The organism is Paenibacillus sp. OAS669, from assembly GCF_014873645.1.
Lineage (GTDB): Bacteria > Bacillota > Bacilli > Paenibacillales > NBRC-103111 > Paenibacillus_S > Paenibacillus_S vulneris.
Map to the genome: position 1 here is coordinate 542,124 of NZ_JADBDR010000002.1, position 24,397 is coordinate 566,520.

The 24,397-nt window shown below is 48.8% G+C and carries 26 protein-coding genes and 1 riboswitch; of the genes, 17 read left to right on the top strand and 9 right to left on the bottom strand.

The annotated features are described in order from the left end of the window. The first annotated feature begins 9 nt into the window (after positions 1–9). Positions 10–336 (top strand): YnfA family protein, encoded by a 327-nt coding sequence (locus GGC63_RS07675; RefSeq protein ID WP_192701779.1) that lies wholly within the window; start codon positions 10–12, stop codon positions 334–336. Here the strand turns inward: GGC63_RS07675 and GGC63_RS07680 are convergent. Beyond that, positions 333–1,241 carry a LysR family transcriptional regulator gene (locus GGC63_RS07680; protein WP_192701780.1) on the bottom strand — a complete coding sequence of 303 codons (909 nt, stop codon included), beginning with the start codon at positions 1,239–1,241 and terminating at the stop codon, positions 333–335. The two genes, GGC63_RS07675 and GGC63_RS07680, sit on opposite strands and share 4 nt — an antisense overlap. 130 nt (positions 1,242–1,371) lie before the next feature. Here GGC63_RS07680 and GGC63_RS07685 point away from each other — a divergent pair, with 130 nt between their 5' ends. Beyond that, entirely contained in the window at positions 1,372–2,463 is a 1,092-nt protein-coding gene (locus tag GGC63_RS07685) for a branched-chain amino acid aminotransferase (protein ID WP_192701781.1), read from the top strand. Between the two features lie 16 nt (positions 2,464–2,479). Next, positions 2,480–2,950, top strand: coding sequence for a low molecular weight protein-tyrosine-phosphatase (locus tag GGC63_RS07690; RefSeq protein ID WP_192701782.1), 471 nt, complete (start codon positions 2,480–2,482; stop codon positions 2,948–2,950). An 88-nt stretch (positions 2,951–3,038) separates the two neighbouring features. On the opposite strand, the gene GGC63_RS07695 is transcribed toward GGC63_RS07690, so the two are convergent. Next, positions 3,039–4,178 carry an AI-2E family transporter gene (locus tag GGC63_RS07695; protein ID WP_192701783.1) on the bottom strand — a complete coding sequence of 380 codons (1,140 nt, stop codon included), beginning with the start codon at positions 4,176–4,178 and terminating at the stop codon, positions 3,039–3,041. A gap of 272 nt (positions 4,179–4,450) precedes the next feature. Between GGC63_RS07695 and GGC63_RS07700 the strand changes: the two genes are divergently transcribed. From GGC63_RS07700 to GGC63_RS07730, 7 genes are all read left to right on the top strand, one after another. After that, a complete protein-coding gene (locus GGC63_RS07700; RefSeq protein ID WP_079909413.1) occupies positions 4,451–4,795 on the top strand; it encodes a YkgJ family cysteine cluster protein in 345 nt (114 codons plus the stop codon). Positions 4,796–5,210: 415 nt separating this feature from the next. Next, on the top strand, positions 5,211–7,133 hold the full coding sequence (locus tag GGC63_RS07705; RefSeq protein WP_192701784.1) for an endonuclease MutS2: 1,923 nt from the start codon (positions 5,211–5,213) through the stop codon (positions 7,131–7,133). 99 nt (positions 7,134–7,232) lie between these two features. Further along, entirely contained in the window at positions 7,233–7,763 is a 531-nt protein-coding gene (locus GGC63_RS07710; RefSeq protein ID WP_079909415.1) for a DUF2179 domain-containing protein, read from the top strand. Between the two features lie 92 nt (positions 7,764–7,855). Beyond that, positions 7,856–9,061, top strand: coding sequence for an ABC transporter ATP-binding protein (locus GGC63_RS07715; RefSeq protein WP_192701785.1), 1,206 nt, complete (start codon positions 7,856–7,858; stop codon positions 9,059–9,061). Next, the gene (locus tag GGC63_RS07720) at positions 9,061–9,741 is read left to right on the top strand and encodes an ABC transporter permease (RefSeq protein ID WP_192701843.1); all 681 of its coding nucleotides are present in this window, start codon (positions 9,061–9,063) and stop codon (positions 9,739–9,741) included. Before GGC63_RS07715 ends, GGC63_RS07720 begins: the two co-directional genes overlap by 1 nt. Further along, positions 9,738–10,634 (top strand): glycine betaine ABC transporter substrate-binding protein, encoded by an 897-nt coding sequence (locus GGC63_RS07725; protein ID WP_225948015.1) that lies wholly within the window; start codon positions 9,738–9,740, stop codon positions 10,632–10,634. The genes GGC63_RS07720 and GGC63_RS07725 overlap by 4 nt, the downstream gene beginning before the upstream one ends. A gap of 16 nt (positions 10,635–10,650) precedes the next feature. Beyond that, positions 10,651–11,286, top strand: coding sequence for an ABC transporter permease (locus GGC63_RS07730; protein ID WP_079909418.1), 636 nt, complete (start codon positions 10,651–10,653; stop codon positions 11,284–11,286). Positions 11,287–11,361: 75 nt separating this feature from the next. Here the strand turns inward: GGC63_RS07730 and GGC63_RS07735 are convergent, their stop codons facing one another. After that, positions 11,362–11,547, bottom strand: coding sequence for a DUF3973 domain-containing protein (locus GGC63_RS07735; RefSeq protein WP_179135917.1), 186 nt, complete (start codon positions 11,545–11,547; stop codon positions 11,362–11,364). A gap of 215 nt (positions 11,548–11,762) precedes the next feature. On the opposite strand from GGC63_RS07735, the gene GGC63_RS07740 reads away from it, so the two are divergent. The 3 genes from GGC63_RS07740 (at position 11,763) to GGC63_RS07750 (ending at position 16,752) form a co-directional block, all read left to right on the top strand. Then, positions 11,763–13,130 carry a DUF1254 domain-containing protein gene (locus GGC63_RS07740; protein WP_192701787.1) on the top strand — a complete coding sequence of 456 codons (1,368 nt, stop codon included), beginning with the start codon at positions 11,763–11,765 and terminating at the stop codon, positions 13,128–13,130. A 133-nt stretch (positions 13,131–13,263) separates the two neighbouring features. Next, the gene (locus GGC63_RS07745; RefSeq protein WP_192701788.1) at positions 13,264–15,750 is read left to right on the top strand and encodes a WG repeat-containing protein; all 2,487 of its coding nucleotides are present in this window, start codon (positions 13,264–13,266) and stop codon (positions 15,748–15,750) included. A 93-nt stretch (positions 15,751–15,843) separates the two neighbouring features. Next, positions 15,844–16,752, top strand: coding sequence for an NAD(P)/FAD-dependent oxidoreductase (locus GGC63_RS07750; RefSeq protein ID WP_192701789.1), 909 nt, complete (start codon positions 15,844–15,846; stop codon positions 16,750–16,752). 69 nt (positions 16,753–16,821) lie between these two features. Here the strand turns inward: GGC63_RS07750 and GGC63_RS07755 are convergent, their stop codons facing one another. The 4 genes from GGC63_RS07755 to GGC63_RS07770 all read right to left on the bottom strand — a co-directional run bounded on the left by GGC63_RS07755 (position 16,822) and on the right by GGC63_RS07770 (position 20,226). After that, the gene (locus GGC63_RS07755; protein ID WP_192701790.1) at positions 16,822–18,501 is read right to left on the bottom strand and encodes an ABC1 kinase family protein; all 1,680 of its coding nucleotides are present in this window, start codon (positions 18,499–18,501) and stop codon (positions 16,822–16,824) included. After that, entirely contained in the window at positions 18,498–18,845 is a 348-nt protein-coding gene (locus GGC63_RS07760) for a phasin family protein (RefSeq protein WP_079909424.1), read from the bottom strand. Before GGC63_RS07760 ends, GGC63_RS07755 begins: the two co-directional genes overlap by 4 nt. A gap of 222 nt (positions 18,846–19,067) precedes the next feature. After that, positions 19,068–19,670, bottom strand: a complete 603-nt coding sequence (locus GGC63_RS07765) for a DedA family protein (protein ID WP_079909425.1) — start codon at positions 19,668–19,670, stop codon at positions 19,068–19,070. A 358-nt stretch (positions 19,671–20,028) separates the two neighbouring features. Continuing rightward, the gene (locus GGC63_RS07770) at positions 20,029–20,226 is read right to left on the bottom strand and encodes a sporulation protein Cse60 (RefSeq protein ID WP_079909426.1); all 198 of its coding nucleotides are present in this window, start codon (positions 20,224–20,226) and stop codon (positions 20,029–20,031) included. A 310-nt stretch (positions 20,227–20,536) separates the two neighbouring features. Between GGC63_RS07770 and GGC63_RS07775 the strand changes: the two genes are divergently transcribed. Together GGC63_RS07775 and GGC63_RS07780 are read left to right on the top strand one after the other, a co-directional pair. Next, positions 20,537–20,698 (top strand): hypothetical protein, encoded by a 162-nt coding sequence (locus GGC63_RS07775; protein ID WP_179135919.1) that lies wholly within the window; start codon positions 20,537–20,539, stop codon positions 20,696–20,698. A gap of 295 nt (positions 20,699–20,993) precedes the next feature. Further along, a complete protein-coding gene (locus GGC63_RS07780) occupies positions 20,994–21,377 on the top strand; it encodes a VOC family protein (protein WP_192701791.1) in 384 nt (127 codons plus the stop codon). Positions 21,378–21,473: 96 nt separating this feature from the next. Here the strand turns inward: GGC63_RS07780 and GGC63_RS07785 are convergent, their stop codons facing one another. Both GGC63_RS07785 and GGC63_RS07790 read right to left on the bottom strand, forming a co-directional pair. Next, positions 21,474–21,596: a sporulation protein YjcZ gene (locus tag GGC63_RS07785; protein ID WP_192701792.1), complete on the bottom strand. Its 123-nt coding sequence runs from the start codon at positions 21,594–21,596 to the stop codon at positions 21,474–21,476. A 128-nt stretch (positions 21,597–21,724) separates the two neighbouring features. Continuing rightward, a complete protein-coding gene (locus tag GGC63_RS07790) occupies positions 21,725–21,877 on the bottom strand; it encodes a hypothetical protein (RefSeq protein ID WP_192701793.1) in 153 nt (50 codons plus the stop codon). A 59-nt stretch (positions 21,878–21,936) separates the two neighbouring features. After that, positions 21,937–22,020: riboswitch (cyclic di-GMP riboswitch) on the bottom strand. A 165-nt stretch (positions 22,021–22,185) separates the two neighbouring features. Here GGC63_RS07790 and GGC63_RS34845 point away from each other — a divergent pair. Next, positions 22,186–22,320, top strand: coding sequence for a hypothetical protein (locus GGC63_RS34845; RefSeq protein WP_256865262.1), 135 nt, complete (start codon positions 22,186–22,188; stop codon positions 22,318–22,320). A 129-nt stretch (positions 22,321–22,449) separates the two neighbouring features. Then, entirely contained in the window at positions 22,450–24,369 is a 1,920-nt protein-coding gene (abc-f, locus tag GGC63_RS07795; protein WP_412973854.1) for a ribosomal protection-like ABC-F family protein, read from the top strand. Positions 24,370–24,397: the final 28 nt, after the last annotated feature.

Genomic DNA, 24,397 nt, shown 5'->3' on the forward strand with positions numbered 1-24,397 from the left:
AGTAGAGTCATGATATTTGCCATCGTCTTATTTGTTCTTGCCGGGTTGGCCGAAATCGGAGGGGGATACCTGGTATGGCTGTGGCTTCGCGAATCCAGGCCGCTTAGTTACGGAATCGCCGGCAGCCTGATTCTGGTTGTGTACGGAATCCTGCCGACCCTTCAAAGCTTTCCCAGCTTTGGACGTGTATATGCCGCTTACGGTGGCGTCTTTGTCGTTATGGCGGTGTTATGGGGATGGATGGTCGATAAAAAAATCCCCGATCTATACGACTGGATCGGCGCGGCCGTCTGCATCATCGGGGTATCTATTATGCTGTGGGCTCCAAGGGGTTAATCCTCCTGGGGTTGATTTTCTGAGAAAATGTCGATGAAACGCCGGGCGGTTTTAGACAAATAGCGGTCCTTCAGCCATAATAAGCCGACATCCGATTGAAACGCCGCATCCCGGATGGTCAGAACCTTGACATTGGGAAGCGGGAAGGACGCCATGACTGATTTCGGGAATACCGTAGCTCCGATGCCTGCTTCGACAAGCGCCATAATGATGGCTACGCTGGAGCATTCGCATATAACGGTGGGCTCGAAGCCGTGACGGCGGCACTCATTCATCACTTTCTCGTGCAAGCCGGTCGTTTTATCCGTTTTGAGCGTCAGGAAGGGATAATTGGCCAGCTCAAGCATGTCCATCGAATCTTTGCCGGGGTCCGTACACCAACTGCTTGGCAGAACCGTTACGAACGGGTCTGAAGGAAGCGGCAGGACGGAATAGGGCTGAGATTCGGAAGCGGATTCGAACGGCAAGCGGGCCACAACCAGCTCGATCTGTCTTTTTTCCAGATGGTAGCCCAGCAAATAATGATCCCCCTCCAGTATTTTGAAAGTGACCCGGGGATTTAACTGGCGAAACCTCTCGATTCGAGGGGGAAGAAGCGAGATGCAGGACACGACGGAGCCTATAGCCAGCATGCCGCTCATGCCTTCTTCGAGCTCTTTGACCTCTTGAATGGTTTCGTTGAATTGCTGCAGCAGGCTTTCGGCTTTGCGCTGAAGCAGCTCACCGGCATGCGTCAGACTCAGCTTATTGCCATTTCGGTCGAACAAGGTGACATTGAGCTCCTGCTCCATAAGCTTTAACTGCCGGCTTAAAGGCGGCTGCTCCATGTTCAGAGCCTTGGCGGCGCGGGTAATTTGGCCTTCGCGGGCGATAGCGAGAAAATAGCGTAATTGTCGGATATCCAATGAGCTCTTCCTTTCTTTCTCAATACCTAATAGGTATGGGAACCCCATAAAACAGATATTTTTAATATACCTAATCAAGTGATACGATTCAACTAATAAGTAAGATAATTATGGTAAGGGGATGTTATCTATGTCGAATGTTTCTATCAGAATCGAACGTACAACAACACCAAAGCAAAAGCCGGATGAGGCGAAGCTTCCTTTCGGTAAATATTTTACGGACCATATGTTCATTATGGATTATGAAGAAGGCCGCGGCTGGTACGACCCTCGCATCATTCCATACCAGCCTATTATGATGGACCCTGCTGCGAAAGTGTTTCATTACGGCCAGACCGTATTTGAAGGGCTTAAGGCATATAAAGGCTCCGACGGTAGAATTCTTTTGTTCCGTCCGGATCAAAACTTCAAAAGACTGAACCGTTCCAACGAACGCATGAGCATCCCGGCCATCGACGGCGAGGTTTGCCTCGAAGCTCTGAAGCAGCTTATCCAGGTGGACCAAGACTGGATTCCTTCTCTGGAAGGCAATTCGTTATATATTCGTCCGTTCATCATTGCCGACCAAGCTACCTTGGGGGTATCCCCGTCGTTGAACTATAAATTTATGATCATCATGTCTCCGGTTGGCGCTTACTATGCGGAAGGCATCCATCCGGTAAAAATCTATGTCGAATCCGACTATGTTCGTGCCGTAAAAGGCGGTACAGGTAATGCGAAGACTGCAGGTAACTATGCAAGCGGCTTGAGAGCGCAGGAAGAAGCTACAGCCAAAGGGTACTCCCAAGTACTATGGCTTGACGGCGTTCACAAGAAGTATATCGAAGAAGTGGGCAGCATGAACGTGTTCTTCAAAATTAACGGCACGGTCGTTACTCCGGAGCTTAGCGGCAGCATTTTGGACGGGATTACCCGGAATTCGATGATCCAGCTGCTTAAGCATTGGAATGTTCCTGTCGAAGAGCGTCAAATCAGCATCGATGAAATCGTCGAAGCTCATAAGAACGGAACCTTGGAGGAAGCGTTCGGTACAGGAACGGCTGCGGTAATCTCGCCTGTCGGCGACCTGTATTACAACGGCCACCAAATGATCATTAATAACGGTCAAACGGGAGAGCTGTCCCAGAAGCTGTATGATACATTGACTTCCATTCAACAAGGGAAGGTGCAAGATCCGTTCGGCTGGATGCTTGAAGTGAAGCAGCAAGCACTTCAATCTTAAAGCGGAGGATCATTCCATGATTCGCGTTCTGTTCGTATGTTTAGGAAATATATGCCGTTCACCGATGGCGGAGGCTGTTTTTCGCGCTAAAGTCAAATCAGCCGGTTTGGACCATAAGATCGAGGTGGACTCAGCCGGAACGGGAGACTGGCATGTCGGTCATCCGCCGCATCAAGGCACCCGCGGGATACTGGACCGGCATCGCATCGACTATAGCGGAATTCAGGCACGGCAAACAGGACCGGCCGATTTCGGCCGATTCGATTACATCATTGCCATGGATTCCAGCAATATGAGCAACCTCAAGGCGATGATGCCATCCGGCTCCAAGACGGTTCTGAAAAAGCTGCTGGAGTTTGTCCCCGACCGTTCAGTCGAAGATGTACCCGATCCTTACTATACAGGGAACTTTGATGAAGTATATGATATGGTTAGCGAGGGCTGCGACCGTTTGCTAAGCTATATCCAAGAGCACGAGGCGCTATAAGATGTGCCGATAGTCCATAATAAAAAAGCTTACATCACATCCATGGGGATGAGGTGTAAGCTTTTTTCAATCTTTGGGAACACGTCGGCTACTCCCGGATTTCGTACAAGCCCGACTTGGATTTGAACCATAGGAACAGGTGGGAAACAAACACCTTCAGTACGGCGTAGCCGGGAACTGCAAGGATGATGCCTATGATGCCGAACAGGTTGCCGGCGGTCAAGATAACGAAAATGATCGTTACCGGGTGAATGTGCAAAGTTTTGCCCATAATTTGCGGGGAAATGAATTTTCCTTCAATTAACTGCACGATCGTCCATATGACTATCATTTTTAAAAGCATCACCGGCGAGGTTACGCTGGCAACGACTAGAGCAGGTGTGATGGCGATAGCGGGTCCCAAATAAGGGACGATGCTGGTGCAGGCAGCTATAGCGGCCAGAACCAGTGAAAAATCAAGGCCAATCACCTGGTACCCGATGAAAAGCAAAAATCCGATGCAAAAACTGACGATGATTTGTCCCCGGATATAGGAGCTGATCTGGTGACTCATTTCTCCCATAACTTTAAAAGCGGAGTCACGTATGGCAACGGGAGCGAAAGATAGAATGTAAGACGGGAGGCGGTTACCATCGAGCAACAGGTAGAACAGAATAAAGGGTACGGTAACGATAGCAAGCACCGTTTCTGTCACTGCACCGAGGAAGCCGCTTAAACTCGATAAGGTATGATTGAGCACGTCCGTTGCTTTCTGAGAGATGGTAGTCATCAGCTTCTCGGAGTTAAAGTCAATGGTACTGGCGAGCTGGTACATTAGCTGGCTGCCCATGAGATGCTCGAACTGCTGATTGATGATTCTGGAATACGCAGGGATGTTCTGAATGAGACCCAGGATTTGCTCCCGTATTAATGGGATCACGATAGTGAGCAGCAGTGCTATGATTCCGATAATGATCAGATACAGAAGAAGAATGGTGTAGACCCTTTTGATTTTTTTGGTTTCCAAATAATGTACGATCGGATTAAGCAAATAGTAAAATACGCCGCTCAGCACTATGGGCAGCAGGACGGTTTTAAGCAGCACAATAAAGGGCTTGAAAATAAAATTAATCTTGGTAAGAACCAAAATGTTCAATCCTATAAGCAGCAGAAACAATAAGAAAAAGGTAAATTTATTATGGAGCACGAGCAGCCTGAAGCGCTCGGACCAGGTTCCTGTTGATCGCATAGGGGTTCCTTTCCGTTACGTCGTATATCTTTAAAGTATTGACAATATTTGAGATATATAACGGTTGGGAAGTTAAAAAAAGACGAACATGTATCCGAATCTCGGAACGCGTTCGTCTCTAGGGTTCACCCATTTGAATGTTAGTTTCACTTATGGTAGAATATCAGATACAAATAAATAAGATTTTTTATTATAACACATTTTAATTGAAATGTCAATGGCCTTACGCTTCATAAATGACCCATTGACAGGCCACTTTAAGGAGGTAATCGATGAAGAGTCTTCCATGTCAAGGCTGCAGAGGACTTTGCTGCGGTCCGGTTCCGGTTACGGGGCGTGAGCTGCGGCAAATAAGAAAAAAGCTTCAATCCATGCCGGCTAAAAAACGGGAGGAGCTGGAGCAACAGCAGCGTTTTTTCGGGACTTGTATATTTTATGATCTGGACCATGACCGCTGCGGCATTCATTCCGTCAGGCCGGCAGTATGTGCTGCCTTCGGACATTATGATAATTTGATTTGCTTTCGTGAGCCTGATGCAGCTGCTTCGACGAATTGGCAGGCAAAAGAAGAGGCGGTCGGCGTCCTGTCGATTGATTTTACATGGAAAGACTTTTAGATTCCTGTTATCTTCCATGAATGTTAAATCATGATTGACTTCTAATGATGAATTGGCTATAGTAAACATATTCCCTTTAAAGGAGAGATTTTGATGTCGGTGAGCGTTCTTAACTAATCAATTCCATATGGAGGTTCTTGAAGAAGAGACCCTATTATCTTTTGAAAATGCGATTTAATGCATTTCTATTTGTTATGGGATTTTTCAAGCCTCGGAATTAGTTAAGAACAACGGATATCATACAATGCCTAAGGGTAACTCTAAACTGCGTATCCTTATCCGTGCTGTTTTTTCGGCGCGGATTTTTTTGTTTATACAAGGATGCCGGTTTAGAGCTGCGATTTGAGAGCGGAGAATGACGAAGTTCATTCTGCGCTCTTTTTGCATTTCATTGACAGTAAAGGAGAGAAAGATCATGCAAGAACAAGCTTTGCAACGTCTGGAATTTCATCGTATTAAAGAAATACTTCTTCAATACGCGGTTTCCTATAGAGGGAAACAGCATGTTGAGCAATTGCTGCCGATGACGGGGATCAAAGTGATTCGGCAAAAGCTGGACGAAACGGCGGAAGCCAAAGCTATGCTTCGATTCGGCGCAAGCGTACCGATCCCTTCCTTGGAGGGGATTGAACCCGTTATGCAATTGCTGGGCACCGGCTATGTGTTAAATGAGAAAGACTTTATGCATATGCATCAATTCTTAACAAGCTGCGCTCAGCTCGCCAAATACATGGCGTCCAAGCAGGATGCCGCACCCAAAGTTAGCTCTTATGCAGCTTCGCTTCACGAGTTGAACTCGTTGAAGGGGGCTATCGACAGAAGTATCCGCGGAGGAAGAGTGGTTGATTCCGCGAGCAAGGAGCTATTGAAGGTCCGCAAAAGATTGGCTGTGTATGAAGATCGGCTGAAAGGAAAGCTGGATTCCCTGATGAGCAAGCATAGGAGCATTTTGCAGGAGCAGCTTCTTAGTACGCGAAACGGACGGTATGTGCTGCCTATCAAGAAGGAGCATCGGAAGCTTGTCAAGGGCAGTGTCCTAGATGAGTCGGCCAGCGGCCAGACCGTCTACATTGAGCCGGCGGAAATTATGAGCCTGCAGGTTGAGCTTTCGGCTTTGAGGGCGGAGGAGGCGCGTGAAGAGCTGAAGGTGCTTAGTGATTTAACCGCGGAAGCCGAGGGGTACGCACATGAATTGGAAATCAATGTAGAAACCGTAGGAACCTACGATTTTATCTTTGCCAAAGCGAAGTACGCCTTAGCGGTAGGGGGCGCTAATGTGGAGCTTAACGATCAGGGCATCATGGATTTTAGCGAGGCGCGTCATCCGCTGATGGGGGAACGAATGGTTCCGCTGGATTTTGTTATCGGACGCTCGTTCCAGTCCCTCATTATTACAGGCCCGAATACCGGAGGCAAGACACTGGCTTTAAAAACCGTCGGTTTATTAACAGCAATGGTACAATCGGGACTCCTGATCCCTGTGAGGGAAGGAAGCATGATGTCGATATTTTCGAATATCGCCGTGGATATCGGTGACGGCCAAAGCATCGAGCATGCGCTGAGCACGTTCTCGGCTCATATCCGTAACATCATCGATATTCTGCGGATTGCCAACCGGTCGACCTTGGTGCTGATTGATGAGATGGCTTCCGGTACTGATCCGGGAGAGGGAGTCGGTCTATCTGTAGCCATCCTGGAAGAGCTGCATAGAAGAGGAACCACGGTGGTGGCCACAACTCATTTTAGTGAAATCAAAAATTTTGCGGAAGCAGCACCAGGCTTCGAAAATGCCCGTATGGAATTCGATGCCGAAACGCTTCAGCCTTTGTACCGTTTGAGAATAGGCGAAGCCGGACAAAGCTATGCGTTCTTGATTGCTCTGAAGCTTGGCATACCCGAACAGATCGTTCATCGTTCCAGAGCTATTGCCGATAGCGGCTTCACATTCGACCATTTGAAGCCAGAGGAGCAAGAGGCAGAGCGGCCTCTTGTTCCTGCTGTCTCGGTAGAAGTGGAACAGCCTTCCACATCCACTAGCAAAGCTTCCCATTCCAGATCATTTCAATTAGGCGACAGCGTGTATATCCCTTACATGGGCCGAACCGGTATTGTGTGTGAACTGGAGGATGCCAAAGGAATAGTGGGCGTACTGATTCAGAAGCAGCGTTTTAAGATTAATAAAAAACGTCTTTCTCTTCATATCGAAGGCAAGGATTTGTACCCGGAGAATTACGATCTGGATATAGTGTTTGAGAGCAAAGATGACCGGAAAAAGCGCAAGCTTATGAATCGAAAATATGTAAAGGGTCTGACCATAGAAAAGAAAGCCGAGGACTGAGCACTCAAGTCCCCTCATTTGGAACCGAACGGGGAATAGGGTACAATAAGGGCAGTCAAGACAGACCGTACATTACAACATGTTAGGAGAGAGGCAGCTATGAACGCTCTGGAAACCATTATTACGATTGTGGTTATGAACGTTGTCTATGTATCCCTGTTTACGATTCGAATCATTCTCGTTATGAAGGCCAGAAGGCTGCTTGCTTCTTTCATCAGTATGTTCGAGGTGTTTGTCTATTTAATGGCATTAAATATTGTGCTGCAAAATATTAATCAGCCTCTGAATCTGGCCGCTTATTGTATCGGATGGGGGGCCGGCGTGTGGCTGGGCATTAAGATAGAAGAATGGATTGCCTTAGGCTATTCTACGCTGCAAATCGTCGTGAATTACGAATCCACTCAATTGCCAATTACGCTTAGGGAAAAGGGCTACGGCGTCACCAGCTGGATGGCGGAAGGAAGAGATGGCCCGCGGCTTGTCATGCAGGTGCTGACGAAACGCAATCAAGAGAAGCGTCTCATGCAGCTCATTCAGGACTTGGCGCCCAAAGCCTTTGTGATTTCCTACGAGCCCCGTACCTTCCGCGGCGGCTTTTGGACCAAACGATTGAAAGACCTCAGAGAATGAGGTCTTTTTTTTGCAACGGCCATTCCTCTCTTTCATGTTTCAATTAAGGCTGATTAGGGTAAACCTATACAATGAAGGAGTGATGGCAGCGGATGATTCGTTTTGAACATGTAATGAAACGATATGAAGACGGATATGTCGCCCTCAAAGACATCAATCTCGAATTTAAAGAGGGAGAAATGACGGTTCTGATCGGCCCAAGCGGCTGCGGGAAAACCACACTGATGAAGCTGATTAATCGTCTGAACAATCCTAGTAAGGGGAAAGTACTTATACGGGGAAAAGATATCTCGACCATCGATCCTGTAGAGCTGCGGCGCAGTATCGGGTATGTCATTCAAAATATTGGTCTGTTTCCTCACATGACCATAGCGGCTAATGTTGCTGTAGTCCCTAAGCTGCTGCATTGGGATAAGGCTCGTATCGACAGCAGGGTCGATGAACTGCTGCAGCTGGTGAATCTGGAACCGGAGACTTACCGTAATCGCTATCCCGCGGAGCTCAGCGGAGGACAGCAGCAGCGTATCGGCATTATTCGCGCTCTTGCGGCCAATCCGGATATTATCTTGCTGGATGAACCGTTCAGCGCATTGGATCCGATCAGCCGGGAGCAGCTGCAGGAGGATCTGGTACGCCTTCAGCAAGAGCTGAAGCAGACCATTGTGTTCGTTACCCACGATATGGATGAGGCTTTGAAGATTGCGGATACGATTGTCCTTATGAAGGACGGGGAAGTCGTTCAGAAGGGACGCCCGGAGCATATTTTACGTCACCCGGCTAATGAGTTCGTCAAAAGCTTTATTGGAGAAAAGAGGCTTCAGACCGAAGCACCGGGCGAATCCATTTCCGTTGATGAAGTGTTAACGGAAAATGCGGTCATAGCCTATCCGACCCGAGGGATGGCGGAAGCCATCAAATTGATGGAGAAGCGCCGAGTGGATTCCCTGATTATTGTGGATCGGAATCGCGTTTTACTCGGGTATGCAACGATATTCCAGGTACTGGACCGGTATCGGGAGGAAAATGCAACCTTGGCGGATGTGATGAAGCCTTTCGAGCACGTAGTCGAGTCCGGTACGCCTCTAATGACGGCGATCACGATCATGAATGAGCGGGGCTTGCCCTACATACCCGTTGTTCGGGAAGGCAAATTTGCGGGATTAATGACCAAAGGCAGTATCGTGCGGCACCTTGCCGAAGTCTACACGCCGGCGGAGGACGTTAATGAGCAGGTGCAAGATGAAAATCCTTCTGCGGATATGGGAACTGCGGATGAGAGGGAGGAGGAAAAGGGATGATGGGCTCCTACTTCGATTTTTTGGCCAGCCGGCAGGCGGATATTTTTCAAGCGCTCAAGGAGCATTTGATGATTTCCTTCGTTTCTGTGCTGCTCGGTGCGATTATTGCGATTCCTATCGGTATTTTATTGGCGGGGAACCGGATAGGTTGGTTGAACCAACTCGTCTTTGTAATTGCCAACATTTTACAGACGATACCGAGCCTTGCGCTTCTTGCGATTTTAATTCCGCTGTTAGGGGTAGGCAGAACTCCTGCTATCTTTGCATTATTTCTGTATTCCTTGATGCCGATATTACGCAATACCTTCGCCGGCTTTCAGTCGGTCGACCCGAATCTGCTGGAGGCGGCGAGAGGAATGGGGTATAACAAAACCCAGACACTGCTTCGTATTCAGCTTCCCTTGGCCTTTCCTTACATCATGTCGGGGATCCGGGTGACGACGGTGTATATCATAAGCTGGGCAACCTTGGCGACATTAATTGGTGCAGGAGGGCTTGGGCAATTGATCTTTTCAGGGATGGGCACGAATAAAAAGGAACTCATTGTTACCGGAGCCATCCTGGCCGTGATACTGGCTTTAGTAACAGATTTTATTCTCAGTCTGGCGGAAAAATGGGTCACCTCCAGCGCCAACCCGGCAGCCCGCCGCACCAAAGCCTCCCGGGGGGGAAGCCGATGAACAGATTCAGGCCTATTTTCGTTCTGCTCATGTTGGGAGCGGCTTTCTCGGCATTGCTGTCCGGCTGCGGAAAGAAAGATACGATTATTATCGGTACCCAGACCTTTTCGGAGCCCAAAATTCTCGCGCAGATGCATAAGCTGCTTATTGAAAGCCGTACCGATCTTAAGGTCGACGTCCTGCCGGATTTGGCATCCAGTACTGTAGTATTTCAAGCTATGAAGAACAAGGATATTCAAATGGCGGTCCTGTATACCGGGATGATCTTCGATAACTATTTTCCGGTACAGCCGACCAAAGACCGGGCAAGTGTGCTTCGGCAGGCAAGGGAAGGCTTTGACAAATATTTTGGTATCCATTGGTTCGATCCGTATGGGTTTGAGAATACGTATGCCTTTACGGTCAGGGATGAGCTTGCCAAGCAGAATCATTTTGAGAAAATTTCCGATGTCGGTCCCAAGGCTGCCGATATGACACTAGGAGTTGATACGACGTGGCTTGAGAGGCAGAGTGACGGCTACCCGGCCTTCCGCAAACATTACGGGATAACCTTCGGAAAGACACTGCCGATGGAAGTGGCTTTAGTATACAAAGCAGTTGCTAGCAACAACGTCGATATCGTACTGGCTTACTCTACCGACTCACGAATCAAGGAGTATAACCTGAAGTCGCTTCAGGACGATAAGCAGTTTTTTCCGCCTTATGATGCCGCGCCGGTTGTCCGGAATGATATATTGTCCAAGCATCCCGAGTTGAATGAGATCATCAATATGCTCGCGGGCAAAATCGATGTGAAAACCATGATCGAGCTCAATTATGAGGTCGATGTGAATAAGCGCAATGAAAGAAAAGTAGCTGAAGAATATTTGCGGAAGGTCGGATTGCTTCAATAAAGAAGGAGAGGTGCGTATGGATTTGTTTTTTCGGTATGTGGGGGAGAATGGCTCCTATTTGTTAGAGCTTGCGTACCAGCATATCTTGATGGTGCTGTTCGGCTTGCTGCTGGCTCTCGCGGTCGGTGTCCCTCTTGGGATCGTGGCCGCGCGTGTTCCGAGGCTGGCTAACCCGATCCTGGTTCTGGCTAATGTGATTCAAGTATTCCCAAGCATGGCTCTGCTTGTTTTATTGATGATCGTATTCGGGCTTGGCTTCACCTCTGTTGTGATAGGGCTGTTCCTGTATTCCTTGCTGCCTGTTATTCGCAATACTTACGTAGGCTTGACGCAAGTCAATCCGGCGTTATTAGAAGCGGGACGGGGGGTTGGAATGAGCGGAATGCAGCTGCTGTTTCGGGTCCAGCTCCCGCTCGCACTGCCCTTTATATTTACAGGGATCCAGATTGCTGCCGTAATCGCCATTGGGGTTGCTACGATAGCTCCTTTAATCGGGGGTGAAGGGTTGGGCAGGGAGATTTATGCGGGGATCAATATGGACAATCCTGCAAGATTATATGCGGGTGCCATTCCGGCCGCTCTGCTGGCTTTGCTGGCGGACTTTCTTCTTGGACGGTTGCAGCGTCGAGTGAAATGGGGAGGAGCTTCGTAGTTTGCGGCTCGCACAGGCCAACAATCAAGTCACTTCACTGCCTGAGTTAAGGCAGGAGGAAGTGACTTATTTCTTTTAGATCGCTTCACGGGCGTAGAGAGGGAGCAGCGGCTGATGCGGCTGTCCAGACTTCGGTACAGGCTGGCAAATTCCGGCCGGGTACAGCGTATTGTTCCAATACCGGAAGCCGCTTGTAAACAAGACCTCCTCTTTAGACAGAGCGGGAGGGTGAAGTTTATTACAACATAGGCAATAATACATATTCCTTCTCCTTTCGACATCTGTTACTAATTATAGACAATTTTTAACCTATTCATGTGATTCTAATCACTTTTTTATAATTCCATTTTCATCTGAATCGTCACTGATGTCTCACTGCACCAAGAGCCCATGACTGCATACAATGTGAGGAAAACACTCCATAGGCCGCGATGGAATCAGAACGGGGGTGGCCTAAAAGATGGGGGAGGAACAAGATGCTGTACCCTCTGATAGATAGTATGCTTCTGTATGCGAGGCTGGCCTGGGACCAGCCGGATTACGAATCCCAGCAGGCCCTGGAACGTGCGGCACTGGATGCTTATATTTACGGATTTCCGTTGGTATTGATGGATGTTACGAAAAGAACCGGAGCGGCGGGTCTGGCCCAGAAAAACCGCTTTTACCACCAAAAGGTACTCTCAACTCCCAAATTTACGCAAGTGATCAGACCGAATGTCGATACGCTCTATTCATCTGCTTGGCTTGATCTGTCAGCAGGCCCGCTGCTTCTGCATGTCCCCGATACGAACGGCCGTTATTATTTGCTGCCGATGCTGGATGCATGGTCGAACGTATTCGCTTCGATAGGTGCGAGAACGACTGGAACGAAGGAACAAATATTTGTGCTTGCCGGGCCGGGGTGGCAAGGGAATCTGCCGCCTAACCTTCCTGTCATCCACGCTCCCACCAATACGGTTTGGGTAACTGGCCGGATTCAAACGAACGGCCCTCAAGACTACCCGGCTGTTCATGCTATTCAACGGGAGCTTCATCTGTCCCGGCTCAATCCGCAGGCTCCCGAATTGTTGCAAGATCACCTCATTATAAGCCAGCATTCACCGAAGGACCTGGTGGCTTCTATGGATGCGGCGCAATTCTTCAACCTTATGATGTCGTTGATGTACCGGAATCCGCCTTATCCGGCTATACAGAGTCCGGAAATGTCGATGAAGCTTCAAGCTCTGGGTTTAATCCCGAGCCCGAGCTTTCAATTCAGCAGCTTGAATTCCCGCGCTCAAGAGGCTTTAACTAAAGCGGTAGCAGAGGGGCCTAAAGCAATAGAAGCTGCTGAGCATAAAATATTCACTGAGAACGAAACGAACGGATGGAGCATGCTGCTGCGTGATATCGGTCATTATGGAACGAACTATATCCAGCGTGCTGTAGTGGCCAAATCGCTGTTTGGAGCCAACATTCCCGAGGATGCTGTTTACGCCTATAATTTTAAGGATAATCAGGGGAATCCTCTGGATGGGAACAACCAATATACGATTCGGTTTCCTCCCGGCCAGACACCTCCGGCACAAGCCTTCTGGTCCATAACGCTGTATAATACTGATGGCTTTCTAGTGAAAAATTCCCTGAACCGATATGCTATCAGCCCGCATCTTGGAAATCTTCAATATAACCGGGACGGCTCCCTTGATATTTATGTTCAGCACGCCAGTCCGGGGACCGAAATTGAATCGAATTGGCTCCCTGCTCCGGAAGGTCCGTTCAATCTGATGCTGCGAATCTATTGGCCTCAATCTAACGTACTGCATGACCAATGGCATCCGCCTGCGGTCGCAAGAAGCTTTTGATCGTAATCAGCTCTTCATTATCCCGGCTATGAATCTATAGTCCGGGATTTCACTGTATACGGTCATATCTGGCTTTTCCTTGCATACTAATAGGCATGAAATTGTTGTTGAATCTTGCAGGGGGAGGCTTAAGATGAACGACGAGGTGAATTGGGAAACGCATGTGAAGGCTTTTTTGCCGCCCGGAGCCGAGCTGGTTGTCATTCCTGCTGCGAACCAAACCGCCGCTATTGCCGCCGCCGATCTGGACGGAGATCAGGTACAAGAAATCGCTGCGGTATATCGGATGGAGCAGGAGCAGCATCTGATGATTTTGAAATATTGGGATCAAGATTGGATTGTCGCCGATGTCAGGGCGGTTCCATCACTGCCGGTAGGTATTATGCTGGCCGTGCCTGTCATTGACAACAGCAGGAGCAGTCTGATTATCGGCTGGCAGGAGGAAAAGGCTTATCGGTTGTCTGTATATGATTGGACTCCTGCCGGTCTAAGAGATGTCGTGCCGGGGACAGTATCATTTTCTTTCATGGAAGCAGCGGATATTCCCGGACGTTCAGGCTGGGATGGCATTACGGAACTTGTTTTATGGACTCATGATGAGGCAGAAGCGTACCGCGTATCGGTGCTGAGATGGGACGATGGAGAGTTCATCGATGTTGCCGATGAACATCCGCTGTATTACCATAAGGTCGTCCGATATTATGAGGGCTTAACGCGGCAGCGTCCTGATGTGCCGCTGTACTGGTACTATTTGGCAGATGCACAGCTGAAGGCTGATATGCCGGATTGGGCGCATACCACCATGCAGCATTTGTACCGGTCGGGATTATCGCTTCCGCTGGAGCAGCGGCTTCTAGCCTTACAGCAGGAAATCACGGACAAACGCCAGCCGGACCCCCGATTCCTATGGCGGATCAAGCTATTCCCCGCGTCGGTCAAAACAACGAGCGGAACCAAGTGGGGATATATCGACAGTAAAGGGAATATGAAGCTGCAGCCTCAATATGATTATGCCTATGATTTTCAAAGCAATGGGCTGGCAAGGGTCCACACGCATGGCCGCACCGGGGTCATCAATGCCTCGGGTAATTATGTTGTAAGGCCGATATACGATTCGATCGAGGAATTTAAAGAGGGAAGAGCGGTTGTTATTGACAAACAAGGCTTCAAGCTGATGGATGAGTCGGGACGCATCGTGACCAAAAGAGGATACTCCTACATGGCTTCATTAAGCAACGGCCGAGCTATGTTTGCTATCACGGAGTCATCAGGTTCGAATAAGTATGGGTATCTGGATGCGAACGGTAATGAAATCATTCCTGCCCAATATGAATCTGCGGGCATGTTCAGTCATTCCAAAGCAGTTGTGAAGATAAAGAAGAATGAGTTTGCGTTGATCGGGCTAAACGGCGAGATCCTTGCCAGATATCCTTATGCCTTTGTCGGGGAACTGGGAGACGGTCTGCTTCCTTTCCAGCAGGAAGAGAACGGTAAATTCGGCTACATAGACGAGAATGGGAATATCGTGTTAGAGCCGGCCTATACCGGGGCGCAGTCTTTTTCCGAAGGCCGAGCCGTCGTGAACACGGGTGAAAATTTTACGGCGCAATATGGGCTTATTGACCGCAGCGGCCATACTATCGTTCAACCGGAATATAATGATATTCAGCAGCTCGGTGAACAGAGGGTGGCGCTTGGCAAAGCCATTGATCCTAATCAGCCGTTCATCGGTTCGATCTATGCTATTGCTGATCTTAACGGGAAAATACGGACGGAATTCAAGTATTATGAAGTCAACCCCTACCATAAAGGACTGGCATCCGTCTATGACGCGAGCCAAACCTATTTCATTGACCGCAGCGGGAATGCCGCTTCCGGTTATCCCAAAGTAAACGGCAGCGGAACCGTAAAGCTGGAGGACTCCCTGATCCAAGCGAACGTAGACCGCCGATTATCTTATTTGGACCGCTCCGGGAGAGTCGTATGGCATCAGAATACGGTCATACCGCTGCGCTTAACGTATAAAGTGAAGGAAGAGAAATATAAGCCCAACCGAAATTATCTGGTCTATTATCCGCAGCTTGAAGGGATGAGGGAACGGGCTGCCCAGCAGCGCGTCAATGACAGGCTGAAGAGCTTGTCCCAAGTCAAGCCGGTGCCCGCCGGGGAACAATTGAGCTACAGCTATGACGGGGACTTCGAGATAACCTTTTTCAAGAAAAATCTGCTTGTTGTGGAATTGGACGGCTACAATTATCCATTCGGGGCTGCTCACGGCATGCCTACCAGAGTTTATGCGCATGTGAATGTAGAGGACGGTCAATTCTACGAGCTGAAAGACTTGTTCAAGCCCGGAAGTCCATACGTTAGGGTGCTTAGTGATATCATCGCCCGGCAGATCCGGGAGGATCCCCAATATTCCTATGTGTTTCCTAATACTTATCAGGGCATTAAGCCGGATCAGCCGTTCTATGTTACGGAGCATGCGCTGCATATTTATTTTCAGCCTTATGAAATTGCTCCGTACGCGGCCGGCTTTCCGACGTTCACCATTCCGTTTGTGCAGATCATGAGCTTGATTGATGTCAACGGCAGCTTCTGGAACTCATTTCATCCCTGATGCGAAGGGGAGACAAAAACAGCGCAGATAGAGCGGGATCTGCGTTGTTTTGCGTTCTATTCTTCAGAGTCCGGTAAAAAAGGAGGAGTTGTTATGCTGTACGATTGTGCCATCATCGGCGGAGGACCGGCAGGCTTGAACGCGGCCCTGGTATTGGGGAGAGCAAGAAGACAGGTTATCGTCTACGACAGCAATCAGCCGCGCAATGCCGTGACCCGCGAATCGCACGGTTTTTTGACAAGAGACGGGATCGAACCGGCGGAGTTCCGCCGTCTTGCTCATGCGGATATCGCCAAGTACCCTACGGTTCGCATACAGCATGCCGAGGTGACGATGGTCAATAGAAGCTATGCGGGGTTCGAAGTGATTACCTCATATGGAGAGCGGATAGAAGCCCGGAAGCTGATCCTGGCTACGGGTATAAAGGAGGTATTTCCGGACATTGCCGGACTTAGCCGATTCTATGGTCAAAGCTTGTTTAATTGCCCGTATTGCGACGGCTGGGAGCTAAGGGACAAAAGGCTGGTCGTTGTGGCGGAAGGGCCGCACTTGTTTCAAGGCAGTAAAATCATCAGCAATTGGAGCCGTGATATGCTAATCTGCACGAACGGGCATCGCAGCCTGACACCCGAACAAATTAGGCTTCTTGAGTATAAAGGCATGCGAGTGATGCAGCAGCCGATAGCGGCCTTTGAAGGCACCGGGGGACAGCTGGAGCAGGTTGTGTTTGCCGATGGAACGCGGGTCCCGAGAGACGGCGGCTTTGTAACGCCGAAATGGGTCCACGCCGCGCCGTTCGGCGAGTGGCTTGGCTGCTATAAGAATGAGCTGGGCGCTATTGTGACGGATGGCTTCGGCCGCACGAATGTCAAAGGGGTCTACGCGGCAGGCGACGCCTCTGTCATCGCACCGTCGCAGCTTATTATTGCCGCAGCGGAAGGAAGCCGGGCGGCCATCGGATTGAATGGGGATTTGACAGAAGAGCTGTTTATGCAGTGGTAGCCAACTGCCGCCGCGGATAATGACGAAGGCCATACCGCATATAGAGGAATGGCCTTTTGTGGGCATAGTCTAGAACCGTCCCGATTTAAAAATCGAGAAAAGAAGAAAGACGAACATGAGCGTGGCTACGCAAAAGCCGATCTCTATAACCGGAAAGTCCCAGAGCAGGGTGGATTGGCGGCCCAGGGACGAGCCGATAATGAGTCCGACCATAATAATGCTGAACGAGAGCAGGACGATGCTGAACGACAGGCGGTTGCTGATCCGGTCCATCTTTTTCATCAACGTATCGAGCTCCGAAATGGAGATATCCAGATGCAGCTTGCCCTTCTTCATCATGCCGAACAGCTCGCGGAGCTTGGACGGCATCTCCAGCAGCAGCTCGGTATACTCGCTGAACTGGCTCCAGGCATTCCCGGCGAGATTGCGCGGACTGAAGCGTTCAGCGAACAGCTTGCGTCCGAACGGTTCAGCAACGCTGACTATGCTGAATGAGGGGTCCAGAGAGGTTACAACCCCTTCCAGCGTAAGCAGGGTTTTACCAAGCAAGGTCAGATCGGCAGGGATTCGGATGCGGTGCTCGTATGCAACGCCCAGCAGATCGGTAACCGTTTCTCCCAGCTTAAGCTGGCTGAGAGGAACATCGTAATATTTTTCGCGAAGCTCGTTAATATCGTTTCGCAGGGTATCCATATCCACTTCATCCGGAATGGCTCCGATTCCTTGAATCGCCTTGATCACGCCCTCCGTGCTGTTGCGCCGCAAGGCGATGACGAGGGAGCCGAAATGATATTTCATCATAGGCGTCAAACGGCCTACCATGCCAAAGTCGATAAGGCCGATTACCTGATCCGGTAATACCATGATATTGCCCGGATGCGGATCCGCATGAAAGAAGCCCTCACCGAAGATTTGCTGGAACACCAGCCGGGTGATTCGCTCGGCGATGACTTTCCTATCGTAGCCCAATTCGTCCAGCGCTTTATCATCGGTTATTTTGACCCCTGCCAGATAGTCCATCGTTAGTACGTTGGTGCTCGTATAATTCCAATAGATGGAGGGCAGCCTGATCTGTGGATTACGGAGAACAGGCTTCGCCATCCGTTCGGCGTTTCTTCCCTCATTCATATAATCAAGCTCGGCACGCAGAGATTGAGACAATTCAAAGACCATGTCGCTTACTTGGTATTTCTTGGCCCAAGAGATGCGATGCTCCGCGAGTCTTGACAAGTTTTCCAAAATCTCCAGATCGGTCTCTACGACCGTCCTGATATTAGGCCGTTGTACTTTAACGGCGACCTGTTCTCCTGAATGGAGCCGGGCAAGATGAACCTGACCTATAGATGCGGCGGCCATTGGGGTCTCATGAAATTCGGCAAAGAGAGAATCAAAGGGCTCGCCCAGCTCGTTCTTTAGCACTTGCAGCACTTGTTCCATAGGGATGGGATGGACTTGATCCTGCAGCTTGACCAGTTCCTCTATGATATCCGCCGGCAGCAAGTCCGGGCGAGTGCTTGCGATTTGGCCTATTTTGACAAAGGTAGGACCCAGCTCCTCGAGGAAAAGCCGGATCCGTTCACCGATCGTTCGGGAGCGTGCATCCTGCCGCTCCTTCAAGCTGATGCGCGAGCCGGTGAGAAGCTCCGGCAGGCCGAGCTCTTTGATAAGGAAGCCGAAGCCGTTGCGGGTGAACGCCTTGGCAATATCCCGGTACCGCTGCAAGTGCCGCAGCTTTCGGCCGAAGCTCATGGATGGGATGGAGGAGGGAGCTCAGCAGTTCCGCCGGTTTGCCCCTCAAGCTCCGTGACTCGGCGCTCAAGCTCCCCGATCCGTTGGGTGAGCCGCACATAGTCATCCTTGGTTGTTAAGTTCGCTTCATGAAGCACTTGGCGTACAGTGCTGCGAATTTTTTCCTCCAGAGAGCTTTGTGCTTCCTTCCCTTTACGAATCAGATCATCCACATACTTTTGAGATTCCGCTTTATTGACTTCACCTTTTTTGACCATTTCCTCTACGAATTTCTCTGCCTGTTCCTTACTGGCAACGGCCAGGCCCAAGCCCAGCGCTACGGCCTTCTCGAATAGTTCTCTCATTTCGATTTCCCTCCATACGAATAATGAAGCGGTAAGATGCGCCATTTCATATAGTATACTTAAGTGAGAGAGGAATTATGTAGGAGCTTGAGCAAGTAGGGTTATTGGGTAGGGAGGGGAAATGGATGCTTCTCTCCGGATGGTTGGAGGCGGAATGGCGACGATCGAGGCTTTCCCGCATCAGGAATCTGGTTCCCTGGTTAAGCTGGAAGCTTGCTATGTTTAATCTTTTTTCGGCTTCCGAAAATATAGCACTAACAGCGTCAAAATTATCAACAGACTAATGGCAGGAGGCAGGAAGGCCTTGTATAAACGGAAGTACCGAATAATGAGATACCATTTCGCTCCCAGCCCGTTGCCGGTCATAATGAATACAGTGGTCCAGATAAGGGCTCCTGTATAGGAAAAAAATGCGAACTTCTTATAGTTCATATGAGACAAGCCTGCGGTGATTGCAATAAAATGACGCACTCCGGGAATAAAGTAACCGATGATAAGCAAAATGCTGCCGTATTTCACGAACATACTCCGCGATTTCTCAATATGCTCTAGATTGACGTGGAGCTTCGCGGCGAAGCGTTGAATGACGGGGTAGCCCAATTTGGCTCCGATCAAGTAGCTTATTGATATTCCGGCAATGGAGCCCGACAATGCGCTGATCATTGCCAATGACAGTTTCATAGTTCCCTGTGCTACGTTATAGCCTACATAGGTTAATAATAATTCATCCGGTATCGGTAATCCGATCACGCCGAACGCTAATGCGAGAAAAATGCCGACGTAGCCGAAGCGCGAAAGAAACCAAGTCAAATGTCCGTGCATCATATCCTCCTTCAGCTATGCAGCTTAGCTAATAATTCCCAATATAGCTATGCACTCTAACGATAAGGATTATGTATTAACCGATGGATAATAAAATGAAAACCTATATCAAAGACTTTTAAAGATAAGCGACCTTAAACATACCACGTTAGCAAAACTCGCTTCTTTAAAAATATGGATGATTTCGCAAAACAAAAAAAAGGCGGCCTCACGCCGCCTCCTTCTTATAAGAGCAAGTATAAAAGAATAATGATTGCCAAAGCGAGTGTAGATAGCAGGGATAGCCATAGAATAAAAAGTCTGAAATACCGGTCGGAATCCTGTTCTCTATCACGGTTATGCGGGTCAGAAACCATTTGAACTAATCTCCTGAGCTGTTTGTTCTGTAAACAACGAGGATGGTGCTTCTTTGAACTGCGCTTTTGTCCGGTTTGCTCTTGATCATCGTTCCATAGCTTATGCTAATGAACTGTTCTTCTTTAAGCGTTGCCAAAAATTCGTTTGCTTTTCTCTCGGCGTAGCTGCTGTCGGAATCAATAAATTCTTTTACTTGAATCATCACTTTTCACCCTTTATCATCTAATAATGAAGCAGAGGTCTTTTATACATTTAATGTAAAATTCCTCTGGAAGTAGCAAAGCATTCCGCTCTCTTTCTAAGAGGGAATGCCTTATTAGTCGAAGATACCATACTTGGAATCTTGAGTCAAACATGAAAAAAGTACCAGATAATAGAAAAAGCGAATCCATGTATCCGCATAGCTGCTGTTATAAAGGCAGATTAAAGCTTTGGAGCTTGCATTGCTTATTAACCCCCGCTTGTTTACAATAGAGAAAATATAGAGTCTTACAATGAATGAGGTGGGTGCAATGCGGTCGGAAGACCAGATCAAACGTATGGTAATTCAATTGGAACAGATGCTTCAGAGGCTGGATACGGATAAGAATCGGGATGAAATCAAAGAGGTTCATGCTCAGCTGCAAATGCTGCAATGGGTTCTTGACGCTCCTGCCGGCAAATATCATGCTTGATTGTCATAGATAGAAGAGGAAGTTAGAATTAGTAGTCAGCATAACGAAGAAAAGGTGGACTGCAGCAATGACTCCATGCCCTAACTGCAAAAGAAATACGGAGCTTCAAAAGCAAAAATGTCCTCACTGCGGCAAGACCTTTCAGTATACCGTCGCCCAGAAATTTGACCTCATGGCTGAATCTGTGGAGGCTGCCCTTCGATTAGAACTGGAAAGAAGGAAAAAAGCGCAGAATCATAACCCAGTTATGTAGCCTGAAGGGCCCTTGAAGGTCCTTTTGCGAGGAGGGAAATAGATGAGAGTGAATCGGCTGGATCATCTGGTAGTAACGGTTCTCGATATCGAAACGGCATGCGATTTCTATTCTCGGGTTATGGGAATGGAGATAATCACCTTTGGTAATGGCAGGAAGGCGCTTCAGTTCGGCCGTCAAAAAATAAATCTGCATCAGTATGGACAGGAATTCGAGCCTAAGGCTGCTTCACCGCTGCCTGGGTCCGCAGATCTATGCTTTATAGCCGATACGCCGTTGGATGAGGTGATTCGGCATTTGGAGCAATGCGATGTGAAGCTGGAAGAAGGACCTGTTCAGCGGACAGGCGCTCTCGGAGCCATAATGTCGGTCTATTTTCGCGATCCCGACGGCAATTTGATAGAAGTGTCCAATGAGATGGAGTAATTCTCTTCTCTCACCAAGTTGGACAAGATTAAATCAGGTTAAACGATAAACCCCCCTTCCAACGGAAGGGGGGTTCTAATGCTATCTTATTTCCAGTTAGATCCAAGAACGGCTAACAATAACCAGAAGGATGAACAATACCAAGATAACAGCTGTGCTTGTAAATAGTCCGCCGCCGATGCCGCCTCCACATCCAAGTCCGCCAACTAATCCACCCATTGTTGGATTCTCCTCTCACTAACGTAGTTTAGGGGGTATTGCGTAATCCCAATTCTAAGATATGTAAATCCAGCAAGTGATGCTTGGATATATGTCATCGAAGTACAAATGGGGCTGCAGTATAGAAATCATCCAACCGGCTTCGGAAGCGGGACCTTTTTTTCTGTAACCTTAACCGTGTAGGTATGTCGGATCGTATTGTTAGCTTTCCACATCTCATACCGAATCGTCGGGATACCTAGTTGAAGAATAATACGATCGCAATCCAAGGGTTGCTTCATCTTCTGTACCTCCTGTCCTTGGTTTATAGTTGTCTAAAAAAGAAATGCCACCTTTCCGCAGAAAGGTGGCCGGGTTGCACTACTCGCTCCATCGAATCTAAGTGCCCATATACAGATTCGATCTCATTGCTTGCCTGAAACCATCATACCAAAAAATCGGAACACTTTCTGTTTGAAAATACACAGAAACTAAGATTTACGAAGAAAAAATGGGGAAGCAGGTAAGAGATACAATATTGCGGAAATAAATGTTATATGGTAATATTTATGTTATTATTTCCATTCGAATCGGTGAAGGAGGTGTCAATATGTTGCAAGTTACTGAACGTAGCAAATGGTCCCTATTCTGGGTGCATCTGACTACGATCGTATTCCGTTCAGCTGTAAACGGGAGAGGTCTGTCTTCTTACGGTAACTGCAACATTTTGACCCATCCAATCTAATCAGCTGCCGGCTCAATGTCGGTATGATTAGTATGATCAGGCGCACGTAAAGCCATGGGTAAAAGGTTGCCTTTTGCCTGTGGCTTTTTTGTGCTGTCCAACACTAAATCGAATGTGAGCGTGAGGAATATGTTACTATGTGCAATGGATAAATTGAGTAAATCCTGGGGCGGTACGCCTGTGATTCAACAGCTGTCATTGGAAATCCAGGAGGGTGACCGGATTGGAATGGTTGGCCCTAATGGATGCGGTAAAACCACACTGATGAAGCTTTTAGCAGGGATAGAGACTCCTGATGCCGGGGTCATTCATTATAAAAAGGGGAGCCGTACGGCTCTGCTTGAGCAAATACCGGATTACGACCCGAGGACTACGGTGAAGGGTGTTCTTCAGGAAGCATTCGCCAAGCTGTATAAGATGCAGGAGAGAATGTCGGAATTGGAGACATGGATGGCGGACCCTCGCGAAGCGGATAAAGCTTTGATTGAATACGGAAAGCTGCAGGAGGCCTTCGCCTCCGCCGGCGGATATGAGATTGAAGCGAATCTCTCCAGGGTAGCTAACGGATTAGGGATTTCGCAACTCCTTCATCATGCATTCGGGCATTTGAGCGGGGGAGAGCGAACCAAGGTCTGTCTGGCTCACATCCTGCTGCTCAATCCGGATTTGCTTCTGCTGGATGAACCTACGAACCATCTGGATTTGAATGCGGTAGAATGGCTGGAGGGTTACTTGCAGCAATACACCGGGAGTGTCGTGGTTGTGTCCCATGACAGATATTTTCTGGATCGGGTTGTGAATAAGATCTTCGACGTAGAGGGCGGACCCATTGACGTGTATCATGGCAACTATTCTTATTTTGTAGAGGAAAAGGAGCGCCGATTGCTGCTCGAATTCGCATCCTATCAGGAACAGCAGAAGAAGATTAAGAAGATGGAAGAGGCGATCAAGCGAATGCGGATTTGGGCTGCGCAAGCGGATAATCCTAACATGTTCAAGCGTGCTGCAGCCATGCAAAAAGCACTGGACCGCATGGAGAAGCTGACCAAGCCGGTTCTTGAACGCAAGAAGATCGGATTGATGTTCGAATCGGGGGACCGAAGCGGCAATGACGTGCTGAAGCTGGAGCAGGTAGGCAAGGTCATTGACAGAAATGGCAAGAAGCAGCTTCTCTTCGATCAGCTTGATTTGCTGATCCGGCATCAGGATTATGCAGCCATTGTCGGTGAAAACGGAAGCGGCAAGTCCACCATCCTGAAAATGATTGCGTCCGAGCTTCAGCCGGATCACGGGAAGGTCACCTTAGGCAGTGGAGTCAGATTAGGTTACCTGGCTCAGCAGGATGCGTTCGGAGATGAAGACATGACGATGCTCGATGCGTACCGGCAGGTGGTTATGGTAGATGAAGGAGAGGCACGACAGCGGCTTGCCGGGTTTTTATTCTATGGCGCCGCCGTGTTCCGCAAGCTGAAAAGCTTGAGCGGCGGTGAACGCATGCGGCTCCGATTAGCGCAGCTCATGGCACAAGACGTGAATGTTCTGCTGCTCGACGAGCCTACGAACCATTTGGACATTGATTCCCGCGAGGCGCTCGAAGACACCTTACAGAGATTTACAGGCACCGTCCTTTGCGTTTCGCATGACAGGTACTTTTTGAATAAACTGTTCGATGTGACTTATTGGCTTGAGCATGGGAGACTGACGAAATTTGTCGGCCGATATGATGATGCAAGGGCAAAACGCGAGGAGTTGAGCCAGTCTCTGAGGCCTTCCCATAGCGAACCGATGGTAAAAGAGAATGATTCAAAGAAGGCTCAGGAATCCAAAGAGCGGACACATAGTTCCAGGGAGATGCCGGGAAGGGATAAAAAGCTTGCTAAGCTGGAAACCGACATTGAATCGCTGGAGCGAAAGATTACGTTGTTGGATGAGGCGATGCTGCTTGAAACGGATTCCGGCAAGTTATTCGCTATGCATAGCGAGAAGATGATCCTGGAAGCAGAGAGGGAGCTTCTGTACCAGCAGTGGGAGCTCCTCTCCGGGGATTGAAGGGATATTCTGTTCTTAATCCCAGATT